The organism is Nocardioides kongjuensis (assembly GCF_013409625.1).
Classification (GTDB): Bacteria; Actinomycetota; Actinomycetes; order Propionibacteriales; family Nocardioidaceae; genus Nocardioides; species Nocardioides kongjuensis.
In genome coordinates, this window is sequence record NZ_JACCBF010000001.1 from 530,578 (window position 1) to 550,402 (window position 19,825).

Consider the following 19,825-nt stretch of genomic DNA (forward strand, 5'->3'; position numbering starts at 1 on the left):
GAAGAAGAGAAGTGAGCCAGGACCCCTACGAGCTGCTGGGCGTCGGCCGCGACGCGGACGCCGACACGATCAAGAAGGCCTACCGCAAGCTCGCCCGCCAGCTCCACCCCGACGTCAACCCCGACCCGGAGAGCCAGGAGCGGTTCAAGCAGGTCACCGCGGCCTACGAGGTGCTGTCCGACCCGCAGAAGCGGGCGGCGTACGACCGTGGCGGCGACCCGTTCGGCGGCGGCTTCGGCGGCCAGGGTGCGGGCTTCTCGTTCACCGACATCATGGACGCCTTCTTCGGCGGCCAGGGTGGTGGCCAGGGCGCTGGACGCGGTCCCCGCTCCCGCGTGCGCCGCGGCCAGGACGCCCTCATCCGGATCGAGGTCGAGCTCGCCGAGGCCGCCTTCGGCGTCTCCCGCGAGCTCAAGGTCGACACCGCGGTTCGGTGCACCACCTGTGGCGGCGAGGGCGCCGCGCCCGGCAGCCACGCGGTCCCGTGCGACACCTGCCACGGGCAGGGCGAGGTCGCCCACGTGCAGCGCTCGTTCCTCGGCGAGATCCGCACGCTGCGCCCGTGCGCGGCCTGCCGCGGCTTCGGCACCGTGATCCCCGACCCGTGCCGCGAGTGCGCGGGCGACGGTCGGGTCCGCTCACGTCGTACCCTCACCGTCAAGATCCCCGCCGGCGTCGACAACGGCACCCGCGTCCAGCTCAGCGAGCAGGGCGAGGTCGGGCCGGGCGGTGGCCCCGCGGGCGACCTGTACGTCGAGATCCACGTCGCTCCCCACGAGGTCTTCGAGCGCCACGGCAACGACCTGCACTGCACGGTGTCGGTGCCGATGACGGCGGCCGCCCTCGGCACGACGATCGAGCTGCCCACCCTCGAGGCCGACCTCCCCGAGAGCGAGGACGTCGAGCGGTCCTTCGACCTGCAGGTGCCCACCGGCACCCAGTCCGGTCACCAGGTGCTGCTCCGCGGCCGCGGCGTGCCCGGCCTGCGCGGCGGGCGCGGCGACCTCGCCGTGACGATCGCGGTCGAGACCCCGACCCGGCTCGACCCGCGCCAGGAGGAGCTGCTGCGCGAGCTGGCGGCCATCCGCGGCGAGGAGCAGCCGACCGGTGACGTCCGGCCGGCGCACAAGTCGATGTTCGGCCGGCTCCGCGACGCGTTCACCGCGCACTGATCCCCCGAGCCCCCGATGACGCTGCCGCAGCACCTCGTGCCGTCCCTGGACGGCGTCCGCGTCGGTGACGCGGTCACCGTCGAGGGCGACGAGGCGCACCACGCGGTCGTCGTACGACGCCTGCGGGTGGGGGAGCAGCTGCTGCTCACCGACGGGCTCGGACGGGTCGCGACCGGTGAGGTGAGCGAGACCGCCAAGCGCGCGTTCACGGTCGTGGTGGCCGACGTGGTGGACCACCCCGAGCCGCGGCCGTCGGTCACCGTCGTCCAGGCGTTGCCGAAGGGCGAGCGCGGCGAGCTCGCCGTCGAGGTGCTCACCGAGATCGGTGTCGCCCGGATCGTCCCGTGGGCCGCGGCCCGCAGCGTCGCGGTCTGGAAGGGCGAACGCGCGACCAAGTCGCACGCCAAGTGGCAGGCCACCGCCCGCGAGGCGGCCAAGCAGGCCCGCCGCGCCTGGCACCCGGCCGTGCTGCCGCTGGCCGCGACCGACGAGGTCGTCGGCCTGATCGGCTCGGCCGACGTCGCGATCGTGCTGCACGAGGACGCCACCGAGCCGATCGGTGCCCTCGCCCTGCCCGCCGACGGCGACCTGGTCGTCGTGGTGGGTCCCGAGGGCGGGCTCACCGAGGAGGAGGTCGGCCGGTTCGTCCAGGAAGGTGCGGTCGCCGTCCGGCTCGGCACCGAGGTGCTGCGCACCTCCACCGCCGGTGTCGCCGCCGTCGCCGCGCTGCTGTCGCGGACCCCCCGCTGGGGTGGTCTGACCAGCTAGGGATTGGGCACAGACCGCAGCAGATCGGCCCGAATTGTTGCGGTTTGGGACCAAACCGCGACGACTCAGCGGGCCAGCAGCGCCTCGACCCGCGCGACCTCCTCGTCTAGACCGGCCTTCTCGCCCCGGGTCAGGTCTCGGACCAGCTCGACGACCTCGACCCGGCCGTCCTCGATCCGCCACAGCCCGGCGAACCAGCCGTCGACGTGGATGGACATCGCCTGGGCACCGTTGACGCCCATCCACAGCTTGCGGTGATCGGGCTCCATCACCCGGTCCCGCGAGGCGTGGGAGAGCCAGAGGTTGTCGTAGGTGCCGAACAGGCGGACCGGAGCGGGAGTGTCCTCGTCCGCGACCGGGGCCCCGGCGACGTCGTACAGCACCTTGCCGTCCTCGTCCTCGTGCACCTCGAGGTCGTCCATCGCCTTGACGACCGGGCCGAGCCGGGTGATCCCCGACCAGGCCGTGACGTCGGCGGCGGTGCCGGGACCGTAGGCACGCAGGAAGCGGCGCACGATCGCCGGCACGTCGGGCTCGGCCAGCGGGAGGCCGGTCCAGCGATCCGCGTGGTCGTAGGCGACCGCGGTCGACGCGGCCGGCTTCCAGCACCCGCGCGGCGGGAGCTGGACCAGCACCTCGGCGACGCGGGCGACCTGGCCGAGCTGGGTGGCGGTGTACGCCGGGAAGCGCTCGGCCAGTGCGGCTCCGAGCTGGCGCTGGGGGAGCGGGCCGTCGGCGAGGACCTCCTGCACCGCGGCGGAGAACGCCGCCCGGTCGACCTCGCGCGCCGAACCGATCGTCTGGCTGGCCTTCAGCTCGCGCTCGCGCACCGGTGCCGCCCAGACCGGCAGCGTCACCGCGTCGGCCGGCAGGTGCAGGTGGACGGTGTCGCGCAGGCTGAGCACCCGGACCAGCGAGCGGTCCTCGATCGCCCTGCTGACCTGCCACGGGTCGACCTCGGTGAGCCGTGCCGCCAGGGAGAGGTACGGCGGCAGCGGCTCCTGGGCCTGCAGGCCGACCAGGTGCTCGACCATCGCGGCCGGCTCCATCGCGACCCGCTCGAGGAGGTGCTGGCGCAGCAGCAGGGTCCGGTTCAGCCGGCGGCGGGTGAACCTCACTTGATCGTGATCCGCTTGGTGTCCTCGGTCGGGCCGCCGCCCTCACCGCCCGACGGGTCGTCGGTGCGGGCGACGAAGGTGTAGCTCCCCGGCGGCAGCTCGCTGGCGTCGACCTCGGCGGTCCACGGGTAGAGCTTGTCGGTCCAGCCGTCGGCCATCGCCGAGCTCTCGAGCACGACCTTGCCGGAGGAGTCCTGGAGCTCCCATGGGACGGTCGCCTCGAACGAGCTCGCGCGACCGGAGGCGGTGAAGGTGCCGCTGACGACGCTGCCCTCCGCGGGCTCGGTGATGTTGACCAGGGCCAGCACGTCGAGCTCGGGAGCGGCGGTGAGGCCGTCGCCGACGGGGACGCCGAGCAGGGTCGTGGCCGGCTGTCCGTCGTAGGTCACGCGGACCGGGAGGCGCTCGCCGATCACGCCCTGCAGGGAGTAGACGAGCTGCTGGACGGCGAGCTTCGCCTGCGCGGGCTGCAGCGAGCCGGGCGTGAGCCACGCGTCGCCGGACAGCCCGACCTCGATCGCGTCGGCGGTCCTGGTGACCGACGCGAACCGGCCCTTCGGCCACAGCGTGCGGTAGTCGGGGTCGACCGGGTCGCCGCTGGTGATCGCGGCGGCGGTCGCGACGAGGCGGTCGGCGCCGGCCACCTGGATGAACTCGCGGTAGAGCCGGTCGCCCTGCGGCGTCGTGCCGACGTAGTACGCCGGCACTGCCGATGCCTCGTCGCTCGGCATGCCGGTCGCCGACGCCGTGGCCGAGCCGCTGTCGGTGGCGACGTCGGAGGTGGCGGCGCTGGGCGTCGGCTTGTCGGTGGGCTCGTCGTCTCCGCAGCCGGCCAGCACGCCCAGGGCGAGGACGGCGCCGGTGGCGGCGAGGGTGCGGGGGAAGGTCATGCCTCGATCCTCCCCGATGCCGCGGACGCTCGGCGGAGGACGCCGACCCGCGTGTCGGCGCACCGCGGCGCGCACCACCGGCAGACCGCGTCCGGGCCCGGTCGGCCGGCGTGCCGTGGGAGCGGTGAGCCGGGCTCCGGCCAGGGTCCTAGGGTGGTGCCCGTGACGGATCCCGACTGCCTGTTCTGCAAGATCGTCGCCGGTGACATCCCGGCCGAGATCGTCCACACCGGCGAGCGCACGGTCGCCTTCCGCGACATCAACCCGCAGGCGCCGCTGCACGTCCTCGTCGTGCCGCGCGACCACGAGCCGAACGCCGCCGCCTCGGCCACCGCCGACGCCTCGATGTTCGCCGAGATCGCCACCACCGCGCGCACCGTCGCCACCGGTGAGGGGTACGACGACTACCGGCTCGTCTTCAACACCGGCGCCGGTGTCGGGCAGACGGTCTTCCACACGCACTGCCACGTCCTCGCCGGTCGCCCGATGGGCTGGCCCCCGGGCTGAGCAAACGAGTGGGCGCCGCGACGCCCCGCCACGTACCATGGTGGGGCCGCATCGTCGTACCTGAAAGGCCGCCCGTCCTCGGGCATCCATGACCGACTCACTCCCTCACGCCACCACCGCCGCCGTCACGCCCACGGCACCCACCCGTCACACGGTGGTCGTGCCCAACAGCATCGACATGGTCACCCTGTTCGGCCCCGGTGACGAGCACCTCGGCATCATCGAGAAGCGGTTCGGCATCACCGTCCACGTCCGCGGCAACCGGATCACGCTGGCCGGTGACCCCCAGGAGATCGAGCTGGCCGAGAAGCTCATCGACGAGCTGGTGGCCATCCTGCGCACCGGCCAGGGCATCACCGCCGAGGTCGTCGAGCGCGTCGAGGCGATGCTGCGGGTGCAGACCGCGACCTCCGAGCGGCCGGCCGACATCCTCTCGCTCAACATCCTCAGCAACCGTGGTCGCTCGATCCGGCCCAAGACGCTCAACCAGAAGCGCTACGTCGAGACCATCGACAAGCACACGATCACCTTCGGCATCGGCCCGGCCGGCACCGGCAAGACCTACCTCGCCATGGCCAAGGCCGTGCAGGCGCTGCAGGCCAAGCAGGTCAACCGGATCATCCTCACCCGTCCGGCGGTCGAGGCCGGCGAGCGTCTGGGCTACCTGCCCGGCACGCTCAGCGAGAAGATCGACCCCTACCTGCGCCCGCTGTACGACGCGCTGCACGACATGCTCGACCCCGAGTCGATCCCCAAGCTGCTCGCGGCCGGCACCATCGAGGTCGCTCCGCTGGCCTACATGCGCGGCCGCTCGCTCAACGACTCCTTCATCATCCTCGACGAGGCGCAGAACACCACGCCCGAGCAGATGAAGATGTTCCTCACCCGCCTCGGGTTCGGCTCGAAGATCGTGGTGACCGGTGACGTCACCCAGGTCGACCTGCCCTCGGGCACCACCTCGGGCCTGCGGATCGTGGAGAAGATCCTCGACGGCGTCGAGGACCTCGCGTTCGTGCGGCTGACCAGCCACGACGTCGTCCGCCACCAGCTGGTGGCGCGGATCGTGGCGGCGTACGACGAGTTCGACGCCGTGAAGGAATCGCAGAAGGTGGCCAGGAAGGCCGTCAAGAAGGGCGACCAGGAGTGACCATCGAGATCCTCGACGAGTCCGGCAGCGGGCTCGACGTGAAGCACTTCTCCCAGCTGGCCCGGTTCGTGATGGACCAGATGCGTGTCCACCCCCTCGCCGAGCTGTGCATCAAGGCGGTCGACGAGGACACCATCGCCGAGCTCAACGAGAAGTGGATGGAGAAGGAGGGGCCGACGGACGTGCTCGCCTTCCCCATGGACGAGCTGCGCCCCGGACTGGTCAACGAGGAGCCCGAGGAGGGCGTGCTCGGCGACCTGGTGCTGTGCCCGGCGGTGGCCGAGCGCCAGGGCGAGGCGGCCGGTCACGGCACCCTCGCCGAGCTCGAGCTGCTCACGACCCACGGCATCTTGCACCTGCTCGGCTACGACCACGCCGAGCCCGAGGAGCACAAGGTGATGTTCGGGCTCCAGGACCAGCTCCTGGCCCAGTGGCGGGCCCAGCCAGCCACATGATCGCCGACAGTCTCTGGCCGCTGGGAGCAGCGGCCGTCCTGGTGGTGCTGGCGGGCCTGTTCGCGGCAGCGGACGCAGCCCTCGCCGGGTTCTCGCGCGCCCGTGCGCAGGAGATGCTGGCGGAGGGGCGTGCCGGCGCGCAGCGTCTCGTCGCCGTCCTCGAGGACGCCCCGCGCCACCTCAACACCGCGTTGCTCCTGCAGCTCCTCTGCGAGATCGCGGCCATCGTCGTCGTCACGCTGTACGTCGACGACCGGCTCGACTCCTCCTGGTGGGCCCGCGCAGGCGTCGCCCTCGGGATCATGCTGGTGGTGTCCTTCGTCGTGATCGGCGTCGCGCCGCGCACGGTCGGCAAGCAGCACGCCGAGACGGTCGCGCTCTGGTGTGCCTGGCCGCTGTCCGCGCTCACCACCGTGCTCGGCCCGATCCCGCGGCTGCTCATCCTGGTCGGCAACGCGATCACCCCCGGCCGCGGCTTCCGGGAGGGCCCGTTCCAGACCGAGACCGAGCTGCGTGAGCTGGTCGACATCGCGGAGGCCACCGAGCTGATCGAGGCCGACGAGCGCAAGATGATCCACTCGGTCTTCGAGCTCGGCGACACCACCGTTCGCGAGGTGATGGTGCCGCGCGGTGACGTCGTCTACATCGAGTGCCACAAGAACCTGCGCCAGACCATGTCGCTGTTCCTGCGCTCCGGCTTCTCGCGCGTCCCCGTCGTCGGAGAGAACCTCGACGACGTGCGCGGCATGGCGTACCTCAAGGACGTCGTCCGCCGCGACTTCGAGGCGCCCGACGTCGAGCTCACCCAGAAGGTCGAGGAGGTCATGCGACCGGCCATCTGGGTGCCCGAGTCCAAGCCGGTCGACGACCTGCTCCGCGAGATGCAGCTGCGGCGGCTGCACGTCGCGATCGTCGTCGACGAGTACGGCGGCACCGCCGGCCTGATCACCATCGAGGACCTGCTCGAGGAGATCGTCGGTGAGATCACCGACGAGTACGACGAGGCCGAGGTCGAGGTCGAGATCCTCGGTGACGGTCTCGACGACCCCGAGGCCCGGGTGCGTGTCTCCTCGCGCTACCCGGTCGACGACCTCGACGAGCTCTTCGGCTTCACGATCGAGGAGGAGGACGTCGACTCCGTCGGCGGCCTGCTCGCCAAGCACCTCGGCCGCGTCCCGATCCCCGGGTCCGTGGTCGAGGCGCACGGGCTGCGCTTCGAGGCCGAGCACGCCGCCGGGCGCCGCAACAAGATCGGGACCGTGCTCATCTCGCGCGTTCCCCAGGACGAGCCGGCCGGCGACTGACAGGATGCGGGCCGTGCCCCTGCTCCGTCGGGCCGCAGTCCCGCTCCTGCTCTGGGCGGTCGCTGCGGCGTACTGCTGGTGGCGGGTCCCCGCAGCCGCCCGCGACCGGATCTGGGCCGAGGACGGTGCCGTCTTCCTGAACGGCAGCCTGTCCGGCGCGCCACCGTGGCGGCCGTACGACGGCTACCTGCACGTCGTTCCTCGTCTGGTGACCGATGCGATCGCCCTGGTCGTGCCCGCCGGGCGGTGGGACATCGCGATCACCCTCGCTGCGGTCGCGCTCGTCGCTCTGGTCTGCGCACTGACCTGGCTCCTCACCGCGGACGTGATCGAGCGACCGTGGGTGCGCGCTGTGGTCGCCCTCGCCCCGGTCCTGCTGCCGGCCGGCGCGACCGAGGCGCTCGGAAACCTCGCGAACCTGCACGGTTTCGGGCTGTGGCTGGCCTTCTGGTTGGTGCTGCACCGACCGGCGAGCCGCGCTGCAGCGATCGCCTGGGCCGTCGCAGGCCTGCTGGTCGGCCTGACCGAGGTGGCCGTCGTCCTGCTGGTCCCGCTGATGGTCCTGGGTTGGCGAGACCGGCTGCGCTGGATCCCGCGCGCCGGACTCATCACCGGAGCGCTTGCCCAGCTCCTCGCGACGCTGCTGCAGCCGCGCCCTGACAAGGGTGATGCCGCCTTCTCGCTCATCGACCTGGTCGCGGGGTACGCCGGCCACGCCGGTGGGGCAGCATGGACGGACGACGGCGGGCTCGCGGGCCTGCTGGTCGACCTCGTGGGACCCGTCGGTCTGGTCGTGCTCCTGCTGCCGGCTCTCGTCGCGGCCGGCCTGGCGCTCCGGGGTGGCGGGCCCGGCGTCCGCGCTGCAGCCCTCGGCCTGATGGTCGGGTCCGTCCTGCTCTGGACCGCCAGCATCGCCGCCAACGGCTACCCGATGGTGTTCGCCGGCTGGAGTGGAGACCAGTGGCGCGCTGGCGGAGTGCTCCGGTACGGCGCCAGCTCGGGGCTGTACCTGTTCGCGGTCCCCCTCGTCGTGCTCGACCTGGCGCGGTCCCGCAACCAGCGCGTCGTGGCGGCCGGTGCCGCACTGCTGGTACTGGCTGCTTCGCTTCTCGCTGCGCGACCTGCGACGGTGGCCCGCGAGCAGGGGCCGCCGTGGCCGGCGACCGCGGAGCTGGTCGAGCGCTGCTCAGCTGCTGCGGGCACTGCTCCCCGCGAGATCGCCGTCCAGATCGCGCCGGATCTCCCCGGTTGGCGGGTCGTGCTGCCCTGCGACCGCGTCCGGTAGCCGCGCGCAGCGCTCAGCCGAGCAACGCCCAGGGGTCCTCGCGCCTCCACACGCTCGGGAAGTGCAGCCCGACGCCCTGGTGCCCGGCGAGCCGGGTGAGCACGTCCATCGTCGCGTCCAGGTCGTCGCCGAGGTAGGGCAGCGCGCGCAGCGGCTTGTCCAACGGGCGGAAGAAGTCGTCCCAGTGGATCAGCACGACCTGCCGGGCGCCGACGGTCTCGACCGTCTCCGCCCAGTACTGCTCGATGTACGCCCGGTCCTGCACGCCCAGCTGGCCGATGCCGAGGTAGGCGACCTCGGCACGGTGCCCCGCGAGCGCCCCGGGGCGGAACCCGGCGCTGCCCTGGACCAGTGCGGTGCGGCCGCTGTCGTGCTCGACCAGGATCGACCAGGCCTCGCCGCAGCGGTACGCCTCGGTCCTGACCGGCGGAACGACGGGCGCGGTGATCGTCCCCGGGTACCTGTCCGGCGGGCAGTGCTCGCCCTCGACCCAGGTCAGCCGGAAGCCGCCCACCCTCATCGGCGCACCGGGGACGACGACCTCGACCTGCTCGTCGGGAAGTCCGCCGCCCTGGCCGACCTGGGCGACCGACGTACCTCCGACGAGACGCGCGCCGGTCCGCTGCGCGACGACGGCGGAGTCCATGACGTGGTCGAAGTGGGTGTGCACCGGCGCCACCACGTCGACCCGGTCGATCCCGGCCCGGGCCAGGGTGGCGTCGATCCGCGCCTCGTCGGGAGCGATCGTGCCGAGTGCGACGCGGCGGAGCGAGGGACGCGAGAAGAAGCCGTCGGTGAGCACGGCCGTGCTTCCGTCGTCGATCAGCAGGCTGGCGACGCCGAGGAAGGTCACCCCGACCCCGTCACCCTGCTCACGGGTCGACCGGGGGAGCCCGAACCGGTCGGCGTACCGACCGATCTCGGGGCGGCCGAGCCGCAACCGCAGGCCCAGTGCCACGTCCCGGCCGCCTCAGGCGCCCGGGACGATCCGGATGTCGCGCTCGGCGCCGTCGCCGAGGGCGGCCAGGGCCTCCTGGTAGGCCGGCGTGTCGTGGGCGGCGACCGCGGCCTCGACGCTGTCGAACTCGATGACCACGACCCGCTCCTGGAGGCCGGCCTCGTAGACCTGCTCGGGCAGGCCGCGGGCGAGGAACCGGCCGCCGGCGTCGATCAGGGCCGGGGCAGCCAGGGCCGCGTAGGCCGCCATCTTCTCGTTGTCGCGAACGGCGCGGTAGTTGCTGATCCAGTAGGCAGGCATGCCGCCATCCTGCCGCAGCGTCGGCGGCCGCGCGGCACGGGGCAGGTCGGAGCGCGTCCGGTGGGTGGGACGCCCGTTGACCTTGACTGACCGTTCAGTCACCGTGGTCGGCGTCACATTTGTACGTTGTTCAAAGTCGAGGTTGCGATGACCGCTGTGTCCCCCTCCGAGCCCGTCGACCCGGTCGAGCTCACCGCGCCGGTCGCCGGCCTGACGCCCGTCCTCGGCCTCAAGGCGGCGATCCTGCTCACCATCTCGTGCATCACCCCGGCATCGAGCCTGTTCATCATCGTGCCGACCCTGCTGGCCTCCCAGGGCTCGGGCGTGGTGCTGACGATCCTCGCCGGCGTCCTCGTGTCGGTCGGCGTCGGTGCCTGCTACGCCGAGCTGGGCACGCGCACGCCCAGCTCCGGCGGCGAGTACGCGATGGTCACCCACACGCTCGGGCGCCGCCTGGGCTGGCTGACCTTCGTGCTGACCTGCGCGACGCTCGTCGTCATCCCGCCGGTGATCGCCCTGGGCACCGCCGACTACCTCGCGCCGGTCCTCAGCCTCGACCGGGCGACCACGGGCGCCGTCGTCATGCTGGTCGCCACCGCCACCGCGGTGCTCGACATCAAGGCGAACGCGATCGTCACCAGCGCCTTCCTCGCCATCGAGACCGTCGCCGCCGCGGTCGTCGCCTACCTCGGCTTCACGCACAGCGAGCGCAGCGTCAGCACGTTGTGGCACCCGCAGGCGCTCGACAGCGCCGGGAACCTCGCACCCTTCTCCCTCGGCATCCTCCTCTCCGGCCTCGCCGTGGCCATGTTCGTCGCGAACGGCTTCGGCACCGCGTCCTACCTGGCCGAGGAGATCATCGACCCCCGACGCAACGTCGCCCGTGCCGTGTTCGGCTCGCTGTTCATCGGGTCGCTGATCATCGTGGTCCCCACGGCGGCGACCGTGCTCGGCGTCGCGGACCTGCACGACCTCGCGACCGGCACCTTCCCCGACTTCGTGACCGCCTGGGGTGGCTCCCGCGTCTCCGCCGCGATCAGCGTCGGCATCGCCGTCGCGATCCTCAACGCAGTGATCGTGATGGTCCTCCAGAACGGCCGCGTCATCTACGCCTCCGCACGCGACCGGGCCTGGCCCGACGTCGTCAACAAGCGACTCAGCCGCCTGCACCCGCGGTTCAACTCGCCGGCCGCCGCCACCCTCGTGATCAGCCTGCCCGGAGCCGTGCTCGCCTACCTGGTCGACATCGAGTCGCTGCTCGGCGTCACCTCGGTGACCGTCTCCGCTGTCTACCTGCTCCTCGCGTTCGCCGGCCTCGCGGTCCGTCGTACGCCGCACGCCGGCTGGCGGATGCCGCTGTGGCCGCTGCCGTCGGTGCTCGTGATCCTGGGCGTCGGCTACGCGCTGCTCGAGTCCGCACGTGCCGACCTGGTCATCGTCGGCGGCATCGTGCTCGCCGCCCTCGTCTACGACCAGCTCTACCTGCAGCCGCGCCGCGACACCCACTTCGTCGTCGACGCCAAGGAGGACCGGTGAGCGTCGACACCCTGCTCACCGGCGGCATCGTGCGGCCCCTCGCGGGCGAGCGCGAGGTCGTCGACAGCATCGCCCTCGCCGGCGACCGGATCGCGTGGGTCGGCGACCTCGTCGACGCCCCGGACGACGTACGCCGTGCGGCCCGGAGGGTGGACCTCGCCGGCTGCACCGTCCTGCCCGGCTTCGTCGACGCGCACAACCACGTGCGGCTCGGTTCCGACGCCGCCTGCGCGCAGCTGGCCGGTGCCGAGACGCTCGACGAGGTCGCGGCTCGGCTCCACGACTGGTGCGCGGCCAACCCCGGCGACGGTTGGGTGGAGGGCGAGGGCTACGGGTACGCCGGGCTCGCGGACGGCGCCCACCCGACCGCCGCGATGCTCGACGCCATCGTCGCGGACCGGCCGGCCGCCGTCTTCAGCTACGACGTCCACACGCTGTGGCTCAACACCGCCGGTCTCGCGGCGCTGGGCGTCACCGGGGCCGACCAGCCGTTCGGCACGGCCGAGCTCGACGACGACGGCAGGCCGACCGGCTTCGTCGCCGACTTCGCGGTCAAGGGACTGGCTCGCGCCGGCATGCGCGCCCTCAAGGAGCGGGGCCTGCCGTGGGCGAGCACGGAGCGTCAGTACGAGCGCCTGCTGTCCAGCCTCGACCTCGCCGTCGCCAGCGGCATCACCACCGTCGTCGAGCCGCAGAACTCGCCCGACGACCTCGCCCTGTTCCAGCGAGCCCGTGACGAGGGCCGGCTCGGGCCACGCCTGGTGCTCGCGATGTTCCACCCGCCCACCACGACCGATGCGGACCGGGCCGAGTTCAAGGCCCTCGCGACGGAGTTCGCCGACGACCGGATCCGGGTGGGTCCGCTCAAGCTCTACATCGACGACGTCGTCGAGCCGCACACCGCGGCGCTGCACGAGCCGTACGCCAACGAGCCCTCGACCCGCGGGCGCACGTACTACGCCCCGGAGGTCTTCGCGGACCTGGTCACCCGGCTCGACGCCGACGGCTTCCAGCTGTTCGTGCACGCCACCGGCGACCGCGGCATCACGACGGTCCTCGACGCGGTCGAGGCGGCCCGCACGGCCAACGGCCCCAGGGACGCACGCCACCAGGTCGTCCACGTCGAGTGCCTGCGTCGCGCCGACCTGCCTCGTTTCGCGGAGCTGGGCGTGGTCGCGTGCATGCAGCCGCGCCACGCCAGCCCCGAGATCGCCGGGCCCGGTCATGCCTGGGCCGAGGCCGTCGGCGAGGGGCGCTGGCACCAGGCGTGGCCGCTGCGCTCGCTGCAGGAGCACGGAGCCGTGCTTGCCTTCTCCAGTGACTGGAACGTCGCCGAGATGGAGCCGATGATCGGCGTCCAGTGCGCCGTCACGCGGGCCCCGCTCGACGGTGGTGCGCCCTGGCAGCCCGAGGAGGCCGTCACCGTGGACGACGCGATCCGCGGGTACACCATCGGCAGCGCGGCCTCCGTGCACGCCGAGGACGACCGCGGCACCCTCGAGCCCGGCAAGCTGGCCGACCTCGTCGTCCTCGACCGCGATCCGTACGACGTCGCGCCGGCCAAGCTCGCCACCGTCGCCGTGCGCGAGACCTGGGTGGCGGGGGAGCCGGTCCACCGGGCCTGACCGGAACGGGGAGATCGGGCTCTGGGAGGATCGTGCCCATGCCCGACCTCTCCACCGAGGACCAGAAGCTCGTCACCCTCGCCCGTGCCACGCGGGCCCGCATCCAGGCCGCGGAGGGCGCCGCCGTCCGCGACACCGACGGCCGCACGTACGCCGCCGCCACCGTCGACCTGCCCTCCCTGCAGCTGACCGCGGTCCAGGCCGTCGTCGCGATGGCCGTAGCCTCGGGCTCGACCGGCGTCGACGCGTGCGTCGTGCTCGGCGACGCGCAGGACCTCACCGAGCCCGATGCCGCCGTGCTCGGCGACTTCTCCGGCGCGAGCGGGGTCGTCGTCCACCTCGGTGACGCCCGCGGCACCATCTCCGCCACCGTCTCGCCCTGACCTGACGCCAACCTGGACGAGAAAACTCGCGCTTGGACGAGGATGCTTCATCGTCCCAGCGCGAGTTTCACCGGCCGACCGGTGAAACTCGCGCGCCGGCCATGACAGATGTCATGCCCGGGTCGTGACGCCTGCCAGAGGCACCGGGCCCCGCCGCCGACGAGGCTGGGGGACATGACGACGACCACGAACCTGCTGGCAGTCCGGCTGGCCGGGGTGACCAAGGACTTCGGCCGGGTGCAGGCGGTGCGGGGCATCGACCTCGAGCTGCACCCGGGCGAGATCGTGGCCTTCCTCGGCCCGAACGGGGCCGGCAAGACCACGACGATCGACATGGTGCTCGGCCTGAGCCGGCCCACCACCGGCACCGTCGAGGTCCTCGGCCTCGAGCCGCGCAAGGCGATCGCCCGCGGCCTGGTGTCGGCGGTGATGCAGACCGGCGGCCTGCTCAAGGACCTCACCGTGCGCGAGACGGTCGCCTACACGGCCAGCCTGTTCGCCGACACGCGTCCGGTCGACGAGGTGCTCGAGCGGGCGGGGATCAGCGGCATCGCCGACCGGCGGGTCGGGAAGTGCTCGGGCGGCGAGCAGCAGCGGCTCCGGTTCGCGATGGCGCTGCTGTCGGACCCGGCACTGCTGCTGCTCGACGAGCCGACCACGGGCATGGACGTCGAGGGCCGCCGCTCCTTCTGGAGCGCGATCCGCGCGGACGCCGCCACGGGCCGCACGGTCATGTTCGCGACGCACTACCTCGAGGAGGCCGACCAGTACGCCGACCGGATCGTCCTCATCAGCAAGGGCCGGGTCGTCGCCGACGGCACCGGTCCGCAGATCCGCGCGCTCGCCTCGGGCCGCACGATCCGCGCCTGGCTGCCCGGCGCCGACGAGACCGCCGTCGCCGCGATCACCGCGCTCGGCGGCGTCGACCACGTCGACCTGCGCGGCGAGTCGGTGACGATCCACGCCAAGGACTCCGACTCGGTCGCCCGCTACCTGTTGACCGAGACCGACGCCCGCGACGTCGAGATCACCGCCCAGGGCATCGAAGAGGCCTTCCTCAGCCTGACAGGAGACAACGCATGAGCACGAGCGCCACCACCGCCACCATCGACCCGGCCACCCGCCGGGTCCCGCCGCTGGGAGGCTTCAACACCACCGTGCTGCGCATCGAGCTGCGCCGCATGCTGCGCAACCGCCGCACCATCGTCTTCACGCTGCTCTTCCCCGGGGCGATGTTCCTCGCCTTCGGCGGCCAGCACGGCTGGCAGGACAAGGTCGGCGACGGCAACGTCGCGGCGTACATCCTCGCCTCGATGGCGCTCTACGGCTCCGCCCTCACCGCAGCCGCCGGGGGCTCGATGGTCGCCCTCGAGCGTTCCCTCGGCTGGTCGCGCCAGCTGCGTCTCACCCCGCTCAACCCGGTCGTCTACATCCTGATGAAGGCGCTCGTCGCGCTGGTCATGGGCGGCCTCGCCATCGCCGCGGTCAACCTGGTGGGCATCGTCCAGGGCAAGGCGCAGATGCCGACCCACGTGTGGATCGAGTGCGCCGTCGTCACGCTCTTCTGCACCCTGACCTTCGCCGCCCTCGGCGTCTTCATCGGCTACGTGGTCCCCGGCGAGAACGCCATGCAGATCCTCGGTCCCGGCCTCGCCCTCCTCTCGTTCCTCGGTGGGGTCTTCGTCCCGCTCGACAACTATGCGGAGACGGTGCGACAGATCGCCTACTGGACCCCGATGTACGGCGTCGCCGAGATCGCCCGCTGGCCGCTCACCCACGAGCTGCCGTGGTACGCCGTCCTCAACGCGGTCGCCTGGTTCGCGATCTTCGTGGCCGGCGCCGCGTGGCGGATGAGCAAGGACACCGCACGCGTCTGATGCCGTCGATCGATAGCGTGAACACCATGGAGACAGCGGCCCCCAACCCCCTGCAGCGCCCGCTCGGGAGGTGGGGGCCGCTGTTCGCCGCCGTCTGGCTGACCTTCCTCGTCGACCCGCTCCGCACCGCCTGGAGCGGGCTGCCGGCCCCGCACGCCTGGCTCGGCCTGGTCGCCACCGTCCTGTTCGCGGCGAGCTACCTCGGCCTGTGGATCACGCTGCGCACCGGCCGGGCCCGGCTCGCGATGGCCCCGCCGGTCCGCACCCGGATCGCCTGGACCGTGGGCCTCGGCGGCCTGGCGGTGGTCATGGTCGCGACGCTCGGCCAGGTCGGCACGGCCAGCGTGGTCTACCTGGCGGTGACCTTCGTGATGCTCTACCCGGCGCGGATCTTCCTGCCCCTCGTGCTCGCGCTGACGGCGAGCGTCCTCGTCCTCGGCGTGGTCGTCCCCGGCTGGGAACACAACACCTGGCTCGCGTTCTCGGTCGTGGCGGCGTCGATCGCGGTCTTCGGCGTGCGCTCGATGATGAACCGGAACATCGAGCTGATCCGCGCGCACGCCACCAACGCCGAGCTCGCCGCGGAGAGCGAGCGCAACCGACTGGCCCGCGACCTGCACGACATCCTCGGGCACTCGCTGACCGTCATCACGATCAAGGCCGAGCTCGCCGGCCGGCTCTTCGACGCGGATCCCGAGCGTGCCCGCCAGGAGATCGCCGACCTCGAGCGGTTGAGCCGCGACGCCCTGGCCGACGTACGGCGCGCGGTCGAGGGCTATCGAGAGCTCACCCTGCCCGGCGAGCTGGCCCGGGCCCGGACCGCGCTCGAGGCCGCCCAGATCGAGGCCCGGCTGCCCAACAGCACCGACGAGGTCCCCAGCGAGCTGCGCGAGCTGTTCGCGTGGACCGTGCGCGAAGGCGTGACCAACGTGGTGCGCCACTCCGGAGCCCACCGCTGCGAGGTGCTGCTCGCCCCGGACCGCGCGGAGGTGCGCGACGACGGCACCGGCCCGGACGGCGCACCCGTGCGGGGCTCCGGACTCACCGGCCTGCAGGAACGGGCGGCGACGCTGGGTGCACGGCTGGTCACGACCCGGCTCGACCCCGGCTGGTCGCTCGCGGTGGTCGTCGAATGAGCATCAGGCTGCTGCTCGCCGACGACCAGGCCCTGGTCCGCGGCGCCCTCTCCGCCCTGCTCGGCCTCGAGCCCGACCTCGAGGTCGTCGCCGAGGTCGGCACGGGTGAGGACGCCGTCACGGCCGCCGCCGAGCACACGCCCGACGTCGCCCTGCTCGACGTGGAGATGCCCGGCATGGACGGGATCGCCGCCTGCGCGGCGGTGCGCGAGGCCAGCCCCGGCACCCGCGTCCTCATCGTGACGACCTTCGGCCGTCCCGGCTACCTGCGCCGGGCGCTGCAGGCCGGTGCCGCGGGGTTCGTCGTCAAGGACACCCCGGCGCCCCAGCTCGCGGACGCCGTACGCCGCATCCACCAGGGTCTGCGCGTCGTCGACCCGGCGCTGGCCACCGACTCGCTGCTGACGGGGGACTCGCCCCTGACGGCGCGGGAGACCGACGTGCTGCGCGCGGCCCGCGACGGGGCCTCGGTGGCGGCCATCGCGGCCGAGCTGTTCCTGTCCGAGGGCACCGTGCGCAACCACCTCTCGGCCGCGATCGGCAAGACCGGCGCGAGCAACCGCACCGAGGCCGTCCTCGTCGCCGTCGGGAATGGCTGGCTCTGAAAACGACTTGGCCCCCCAGGGAGCCAACTGGTTGAGTGAGGTCAACCACCCGGCTGCCCGTTGTCGGCGGACAGGAGTAATTTCGAACCATGGCAAACCGCTCTTGGGATGAGCACGCGCGGGCTGTCCAACGGCTCTCCGACTCGTACGCCGCGATCCCGGCAGGCCAACCGGTCCGCCTCGCGAAGCGGACGACGAACCTGTTCCGCGCGCGTGCCGCGACCACCGCTCCGGGCCTCGACGTCAGTGGCCTCGCCGGCGTGATCGAGGTGCTGCCGGACAGCCCCGACGGCCCCGTCGCCGAGGTCCAGGGCATGTGCACCTACGAGGACCTGGTCGACGCGACACTGCCCCACGGCCTGGTCCCGTACGTCGTCCCGCAGCTGCGCACGATCACCCTCGGTGGCGCGGTCACCGGCCTCGGGATCGAGTCGACGAGCTTCCGGCTCGGCCTGCCGCACGAGTCGGTGCTCGAGATGGACGTGTTCACCGGCAGCGGGCAGGTCGTCACCACGTGCCCCGGCGACGACCTCTTCGACGCCTTCCCCAACTCCTACGGCTCGCTCGGCTACGCCACCCGGCTGCGGATCAAGCTGGCCGCGGTGCCGCCGTACGTCGCCCTGCGCCACGTCCGCATCGACGACGCCGACCTGCTCGCCAAGACCATCGCCGAGATCGCCGCCACCCAGGAGTACGACGGCGAGCCGGTCCACGGCCTCGACGGCGTGTCCTTCGGTCCGGGCGAGCACGTGCTCACCCTGGCGCGGTGGACCGACGAGCCGGGCCCGACCTCCGACTACGCCGGGCAGCAGATCTACTACCGCTCGCTGCAGACCTGCGACCGCGACCGGCTCACCTTCCACGACTACCTGTGGCGCTGGGACACCGACTGGTTCTGGTGCTCGGGCGCATTCGGCGCGCAGGACCCGCGGATCCGCCGGTTCTGGCCACGCCGCTACCGCCGCTCCGACGTCTACATGCGGCTGCTCCACCTCGACCGGCGCTTCGGCATCGCCGACCGGCTCGACCGTCGCGCCGGGCGCCCGCTGCGCGAGCGCGTGGTGCAGGACATCGAGGTCCCCGTCGAGCGCCTCGGCGAGTTCCTCGCCTGGTTCGACGAGGAGGTCGGGATGCGCCCGGTCTGGCTGTGCCCGCTCGCCACCACCCGGCCGTGGCCGCTGTACCCGCTCGAGACCGGCAAGGTCTACGTCAACGTGGGCTTCTGGGGCACCGTCCACGTCGGCCCGGAGGCCGTCGACGGCCCTCGCAACCGGGCGATCGAGGCCAAGGTCCACGAGCTCGGCGGCCACAAGTCGCTCTACTCCGACGCCTACTACGACAAGGACACCTTCGACGCGCTCTACAACACCGCCCGGCTCGCGGCGGTCAAGCGCGTCCACGATCCCGACGACCGACTGACCACTCTCTACGACAAGGCGGTGAGGAGCCGATGACGGCTCAGCCTGGCAAGGGCATTGCTCCCACGATCGCATCCCTGTTCCCCGGGGGCCTGCCCCTGTGGCTCAAGGCCTACGACGGATCCTCCGCGGGCGACCTCGACCTTCCGTTCGGCATGGAGCTCGTCAACGAGCGCGGCCTGTCCTACATCATGACCGCGCCCGGCGACCTCGGCCTGGCCCGCGCCTACGTCGCCGGCGACCTGGTCCTGCACGGGGCCCATCCCGGCGACCCGTACCCCGCGTTCTCGCTGCTGAAGGACCACACCGACTTCGGCATCCCCGGTCCGCTCGAGCTGGTCGGCATCCTGCGCTCGCTCGGCCTGAGCCACCTCGTCCCGCCGCCGCCCCCGCCGCAGGAGCACCTCCCGGCCTGGCGCAACCGGCTCGAGGGCCTGCGCTCGCTGCAGTGGTGGGGCCGCCACTCCGAGGGCCGTGACGCCGACGCCATCCACCACCACTACGACGTCTCGAACACGTTCTACGAGCACGTCCTCGGCCCCTCGATGACCTACACCTGCGCGGTCTACCCGACCGACGACGCCACCCTCGAGGAGGCGCAGGCACACAAGTACGACCTGGTCTGCCGCAAGCTCGACCTGCAGCCGGGCCAGCGCCTGCTCGACATCGGCTGCGGCTGGGGTGGGATGGTCCGCCACGCCGCGAAGCACTACGGCGTCCAGGTCCTCGGTGTGACGCTGTCGCGCGAGCAGGCCACGTGGGCGCAGGAGGAGATCAAGAAGCAGGGCCTCGACGACCTCGCGGAGGTCCGCCACTCCGACTACCGCAAGGTCGAGGAGGGCGACTTCGACGCGGTCAGCTCGATCGGCCTGACCGAGCACATCGGCATCGCCAACTACCCGGCGTACTTCTCCTTCATCCACGGCGTGCTGAAGCCGCAGGGCCGGATGCTCAACCACTGCATCACGCGCCACGACAACATCGACCGTCGTACCGGTGCCTTCATCGACCGCTACGTCTTCCCCGACGGCGAGCTGGCCGGTTCCGGCACGATCGTCACGGCGGTCGAGGACGCGGGCCTCGAGGTGCAGCACCACGAGAACTTCCGCGTCCACTATGCCAAGACACTGGCCGGCTGGTGCCAGAACCTCGTCGACAACTGGGACGCCTGTGTCGCCGAGACCGACGAGGGCACCGCACGGGTGTGGGGCCTCTACATGGCCGGCTCCCGGATCGCCTTCGAGCGCAACGAGATCCAGCTCCACCACGTGCTCGCGACGAAGTCCGTCGACGGGGTCAGCGGCTACCCGCTGCGGCACGACTTCTGACCGCTCCGCGCTG

20 protein-coding genes are annotated in these 19,825 nt (G+C 72.3%); 16 read left to right on the forward strand and 4 right to left on the reverse strand.

Annotated features, from left to right (window positions below; all coding sequences use genetic code 11):
* The first annotated feature begins 11 nt into the window (after positions 1 to 11).
* Positions 12 to 1,172 carry a molecular chaperone DnaJ gene (gene dnaJ, locus BJ958_RS02530; RefSeq protein ID WP_179725256.1) on the forward strand — a complete coding sequence of 387 codons (1,161 nt, stop codon included), beginning with the start codon at positions 12 to 14 and terminating at the stop codon, positions 1,170 to 1,172.
* Between the two features lie 15 nt (positions 1,173 to 1,187).
* Complete coding sequence (locus BJ958_RS02535) at positions 1,188 to 1,940, forward strand: 16S rRNA (uracil(1498)-N(3))-methyltransferase (RefSeq protein WP_179725258.1); 753 nt, start codon at positions 1,188 to 1,190, stop codon at positions 1,938 to 1,940.
* Positions 1,941 to 2,005: 65 nt separating this feature from the next.
* Here the strand turns inward: BJ958_RS02535 and BJ958_RS02540 are convergent, their stop codons facing one another.
* Together BJ958_RS02540 and BJ958_RS02545 are read right to left on the reverse strand one after the other, a co-directional pair.
* Positions 2,006 to 3,058, reverse strand: a complete 1,053-nt coding sequence (locus BJ958_RS02540) for a DNA glycosylase AlkZ-like family protein (protein ID WP_179725260.1) — start codon at positions 3,056 to 3,058, stop codon at positions 2,006 to 2,008.
* A complete protein-coding gene (locus tag BJ958_RS02545) occupies positions 3,055 to 3,948 on the reverse strand; it encodes a Gmad2 immunoglobulin-like domain-containing protein (RefSeq protein WP_179725263.1) in 894 nt (297 codons plus the stop codon). Before BJ958_RS02545 ends, BJ958_RS02540 begins: the two co-directional genes overlap by 4 nt.
* 162 nt (positions 3,949 to 4,110) lie before the next feature.
* On the opposite strand from BJ958_RS02545, the gene BJ958_RS02550 reads away from it, so the two are divergent.
* The 5 genes from BJ958_RS02550 to BJ958_RS02570 all read left to right on the forward strand — a co-directional run bounded on the left by BJ958_RS02550 (position 4,111) and on the right by BJ958_RS02570 (position 8,646).
* Complete coding sequence (locus BJ958_RS02550; RefSeq protein ID WP_179725265.1) at positions 4,111 to 4,455, forward strand: HIT domain-containing protein; 345 nt, start codon at positions 4,111 to 4,113, stop codon at positions 4,453 to 4,455.
* 88 nt (positions 4,456 to 4,543) lie between these two features.
* Positions 4,544 to 5,602 carry a PhoH family protein gene (locus BJ958_RS02555; protein WP_179725267.1) on the forward strand — a complete coding sequence of 353 codons (1,059 nt, stop codon included), beginning with the start codon at positions 4,544 to 4,546 and terminating at the stop codon, positions 5,600 to 5,602.
* A complete protein-coding gene (gene ybeY, locus BJ958_RS02560; protein WP_179725269.1) occupies positions 5,599 to 6,057 on the forward strand; it encodes an rRNA maturation RNase YbeY in 459 nt (152 codons plus the stop codon). Before BJ958_RS02555 ends, ybeY begins: the two co-directional genes overlap by 4 nt.
* Entirely contained in the window at positions 6,054 to 7,361 is a 1,308-nt protein-coding gene (locus BJ958_RS02565; RefSeq protein ID WP_179725271.1) for a hemolysin family protein, read from the forward strand. The genes ybeY and BJ958_RS02565 overlap by 4 nt, the downstream gene beginning before the upstream one ends.
* Positions 7,362 to 7,374: 13 nt before the next feature.
* Positions 7,375 to 8,646, forward strand: a complete 1,272-nt coding sequence (locus BJ958_RS02570) for a hypothetical protein (protein ID WP_179725273.1) — start codon at positions 7,375 to 7,377, stop codon at positions 8,644 to 8,646.
* Between the two features lie 13 nt (positions 8,647 to 8,659).
* Here the strand turns inward: BJ958_RS02570 and BJ958_RS02575 are convergent, their stop codons facing one another.
* Both BJ958_RS02575 and BJ958_RS02580 read right to left on the reverse strand, forming a co-directional pair.
* Entirely contained in the window at positions 8,660 to 9,604 is a 945-nt protein-coding gene (locus BJ958_RS02575; RefSeq protein WP_218865570.1) for an MBL fold metallo-hydrolase, read from the reverse strand.
* 12 nt (positions 9,605 to 9,616) lie between these two features.
* Positions 9,617 to 9,904 carry a DUF1330 domain-containing protein gene (locus tag BJ958_RS02580; protein WP_179725275.1) on the reverse strand — a complete coding sequence of 96 codons (288 nt, stop codon included), beginning with the start codon at positions 9,902 to 9,904 and terminating at the stop codon, positions 9,617 to 9,619.
* A 147-nt stretch (positions 9,905 to 10,051) separates the two neighbouring features.
* On the opposite strand from BJ958_RS02580, the gene BJ958_RS02585 reads away from it, so the two are divergent.
* The 9 genes from BJ958_RS02585 to BJ958_RS02625 all read left to right on the forward strand — a co-directional run bounded on the left by BJ958_RS02585 (position 10,052) and on the right by BJ958_RS02625 (position 19,812).
* Positions 10,052 to 11,440 carry an APC family permease gene (locus tag BJ958_RS02585; RefSeq protein ID WP_179725277.1) on the forward strand — a complete coding sequence of 463 codons (1,389 nt, stop codon included), beginning with the start codon at positions 10,052 to 10,054 and terminating at the stop codon, positions 11,438 to 11,440.
* A complete protein-coding gene (locus BJ958_RS02590) occupies positions 11,437 to 13,065 on the forward strand; it encodes an amidohydrolase (RefSeq protein ID WP_343052538.1) in 1,629 nt (542 codons plus the stop codon). The genes BJ958_RS02585 and BJ958_RS02590 overlap by 4 nt, the downstream gene beginning before the upstream one ends.
* 38 nt (positions 13,066 to 13,103) lie before the next feature.
* The gene (locus BJ958_RS02595; RefSeq protein ID WP_179725279.1) at positions 13,104 to 13,448 is read left to right on the forward strand and encodes a cytidine deaminase; all 345 of its coding nucleotides are present in this window, start codon (positions 13,104 to 13,106) and stop codon (positions 13,446 to 13,448) included.
* 174 nt (positions 13,449 to 13,622) lie between these two features.
* A complete protein-coding gene (locus tag BJ958_RS02600) occupies positions 13,623 to 14,531 on the forward strand; it encodes an ABC transporter ATP-binding protein (protein WP_179725280.1) in 909 nt (302 codons plus the stop codon).
* On the forward strand, positions 14,528 to 15,325 hold the full coding sequence (locus BJ958_RS02605; protein WP_179725282.1) for an ABC transporter permease: 798 nt from the start codon (positions 14,528 to 14,530) through the stop codon (positions 15,323 to 15,325). The genes BJ958_RS02600 and BJ958_RS02605 overlap by 4 nt, the downstream gene beginning before the upstream one ends.
* A gap of 26 nt (positions 15,326 to 15,351) precedes the next feature.
* The gene (locus tag BJ958_RS02610; protein ID WP_179725284.1) at positions 15,352 to 16,461 is read left to right on the forward strand and encodes a sensor histidine kinase; all 1,110 of its coding nucleotides are present in this window, start codon (positions 15,352 to 15,354) and stop codon (positions 16,459 to 16,461) included.
* Complete coding sequence (locus tag BJ958_RS02615; protein ID WP_179725286.1) at positions 16,458 to 17,066, forward strand: response regulator transcription factor; 609 nt, start codon at positions 16,458 to 16,460, stop codon at positions 17,064 to 17,066. The genes BJ958_RS02610 and BJ958_RS02615 overlap by 4 nt, the downstream gene beginning before the upstream one ends.
* A gap of 89 nt (positions 17,067 to 17,155) precedes the next feature.
* Positions 17,156 to 18,520, forward strand: a complete 1,365-nt coding sequence (locus BJ958_RS02620; protein ID WP_179725288.1) for an FAD-binding oxidoreductase — start codon at positions 17,156 to 17,158, stop codon at positions 18,518 to 18,520.
* Complete coding sequence (locus tag BJ958_RS02625; protein ID WP_179725290.1) at positions 18,517 to 19,812, forward strand: SAM-dependent methyltransferase; 1,296 nt, start codon at positions 18,517 to 18,519, stop codon at positions 19,810 to 19,812. Before BJ958_RS02620 ends, BJ958_RS02625 begins: the two co-directional genes overlap by 4 nt.
* Positions 19,813 to 19,825 lie beyond the last annotated feature (13 nt).

Coding starts and splice junctions, on each gene's coding strand:
- BJ958_RS02535 (WP_179725258.1), top strand. CDS start 1,188: ATGACGCTGCCGCAGCACCTCGTGCCGTCCCTGGACGGCGTCCGCGTC.
- BJ958_RS02545 (WP_179725263.1), bottom strand. CDS start 3,948: ATGACCTTCCCCCGCACCCTCGCCGCCACCGGCGCCGTCCTCGCCCTG.
- BJ958_RS02555 (WP_179725267.1), top strand. CDS start 4,544: ATGACCGACTCACTCCCTCACGCCACCACCGCCGCCGTCACGCCCACG.
- BJ958_RS02565 (WP_179725271.1), top strand. CDS start 6,054: ATGATCGCCGACAGTCTCTGGCCGCTGGGAGCAGCGGCCGTCCTGGTG.
- BJ958_RS02580 (WP_179725275.1), bottom strand. CDS start 9,904: ATGCCTGCCTACTGGATCAGCAACTACCGCGCCGTTCGCGACAACGAG.
- BJ958_RS02585 (WP_179725277.1), top strand. CDS start 10,052: ATGACCGCTGTGTCCCCCTCCGAGCCCGTCGACCCGGTCGAGCTCACC.
- BJ958_RS02595 (WP_179725279.1), top strand. CDS start 13,104: ATGCCCGACCTCTCCACCGAGGACCAGAAGCTCGTCACCCTCGCCCGT.
- BJ958_RS02600 (WP_179725280.1), top strand. CDS start 13,623: ATGACGACGACCACGAACCTGCTGGCAGTCCGGCTGGCCGGGGTGACC.
- BJ958_RS02605 (WP_179725282.1), top strand. CDS start 14,528: ATGAGCACGAGCGCCACCACCGCCACCATCGACCCGGCCACCCGCCGG.
- BJ958_RS02610 (WP_179725284.1), top strand. CDS start 15,352: ATGGAGACAGCGGCCCCCAACCCCCTGCAGCGCCCGCTCGGGAGGTGG.
- BJ958_RS02615 (WP_179725286.1), top strand. CDS start 16,458: ATGAGCATCAGGCTGCTGCTCGCCGACGACCAGGCCCTGGTCCGCGGC.
- BJ958_RS02620 (WP_179725288.1), top strand. CDS start 17,156: ATGGCAAACCGCTCTTGGGATGAGCACGCGCGGGCTGTCCAACGGCTC.
- BJ958_RS02625 (WP_179725290.1), top strand. CDS start 18,517: ATGACGGCTCAGCCTGGCAAGGGCATTGCTCCCACGATCGCATCCCTG.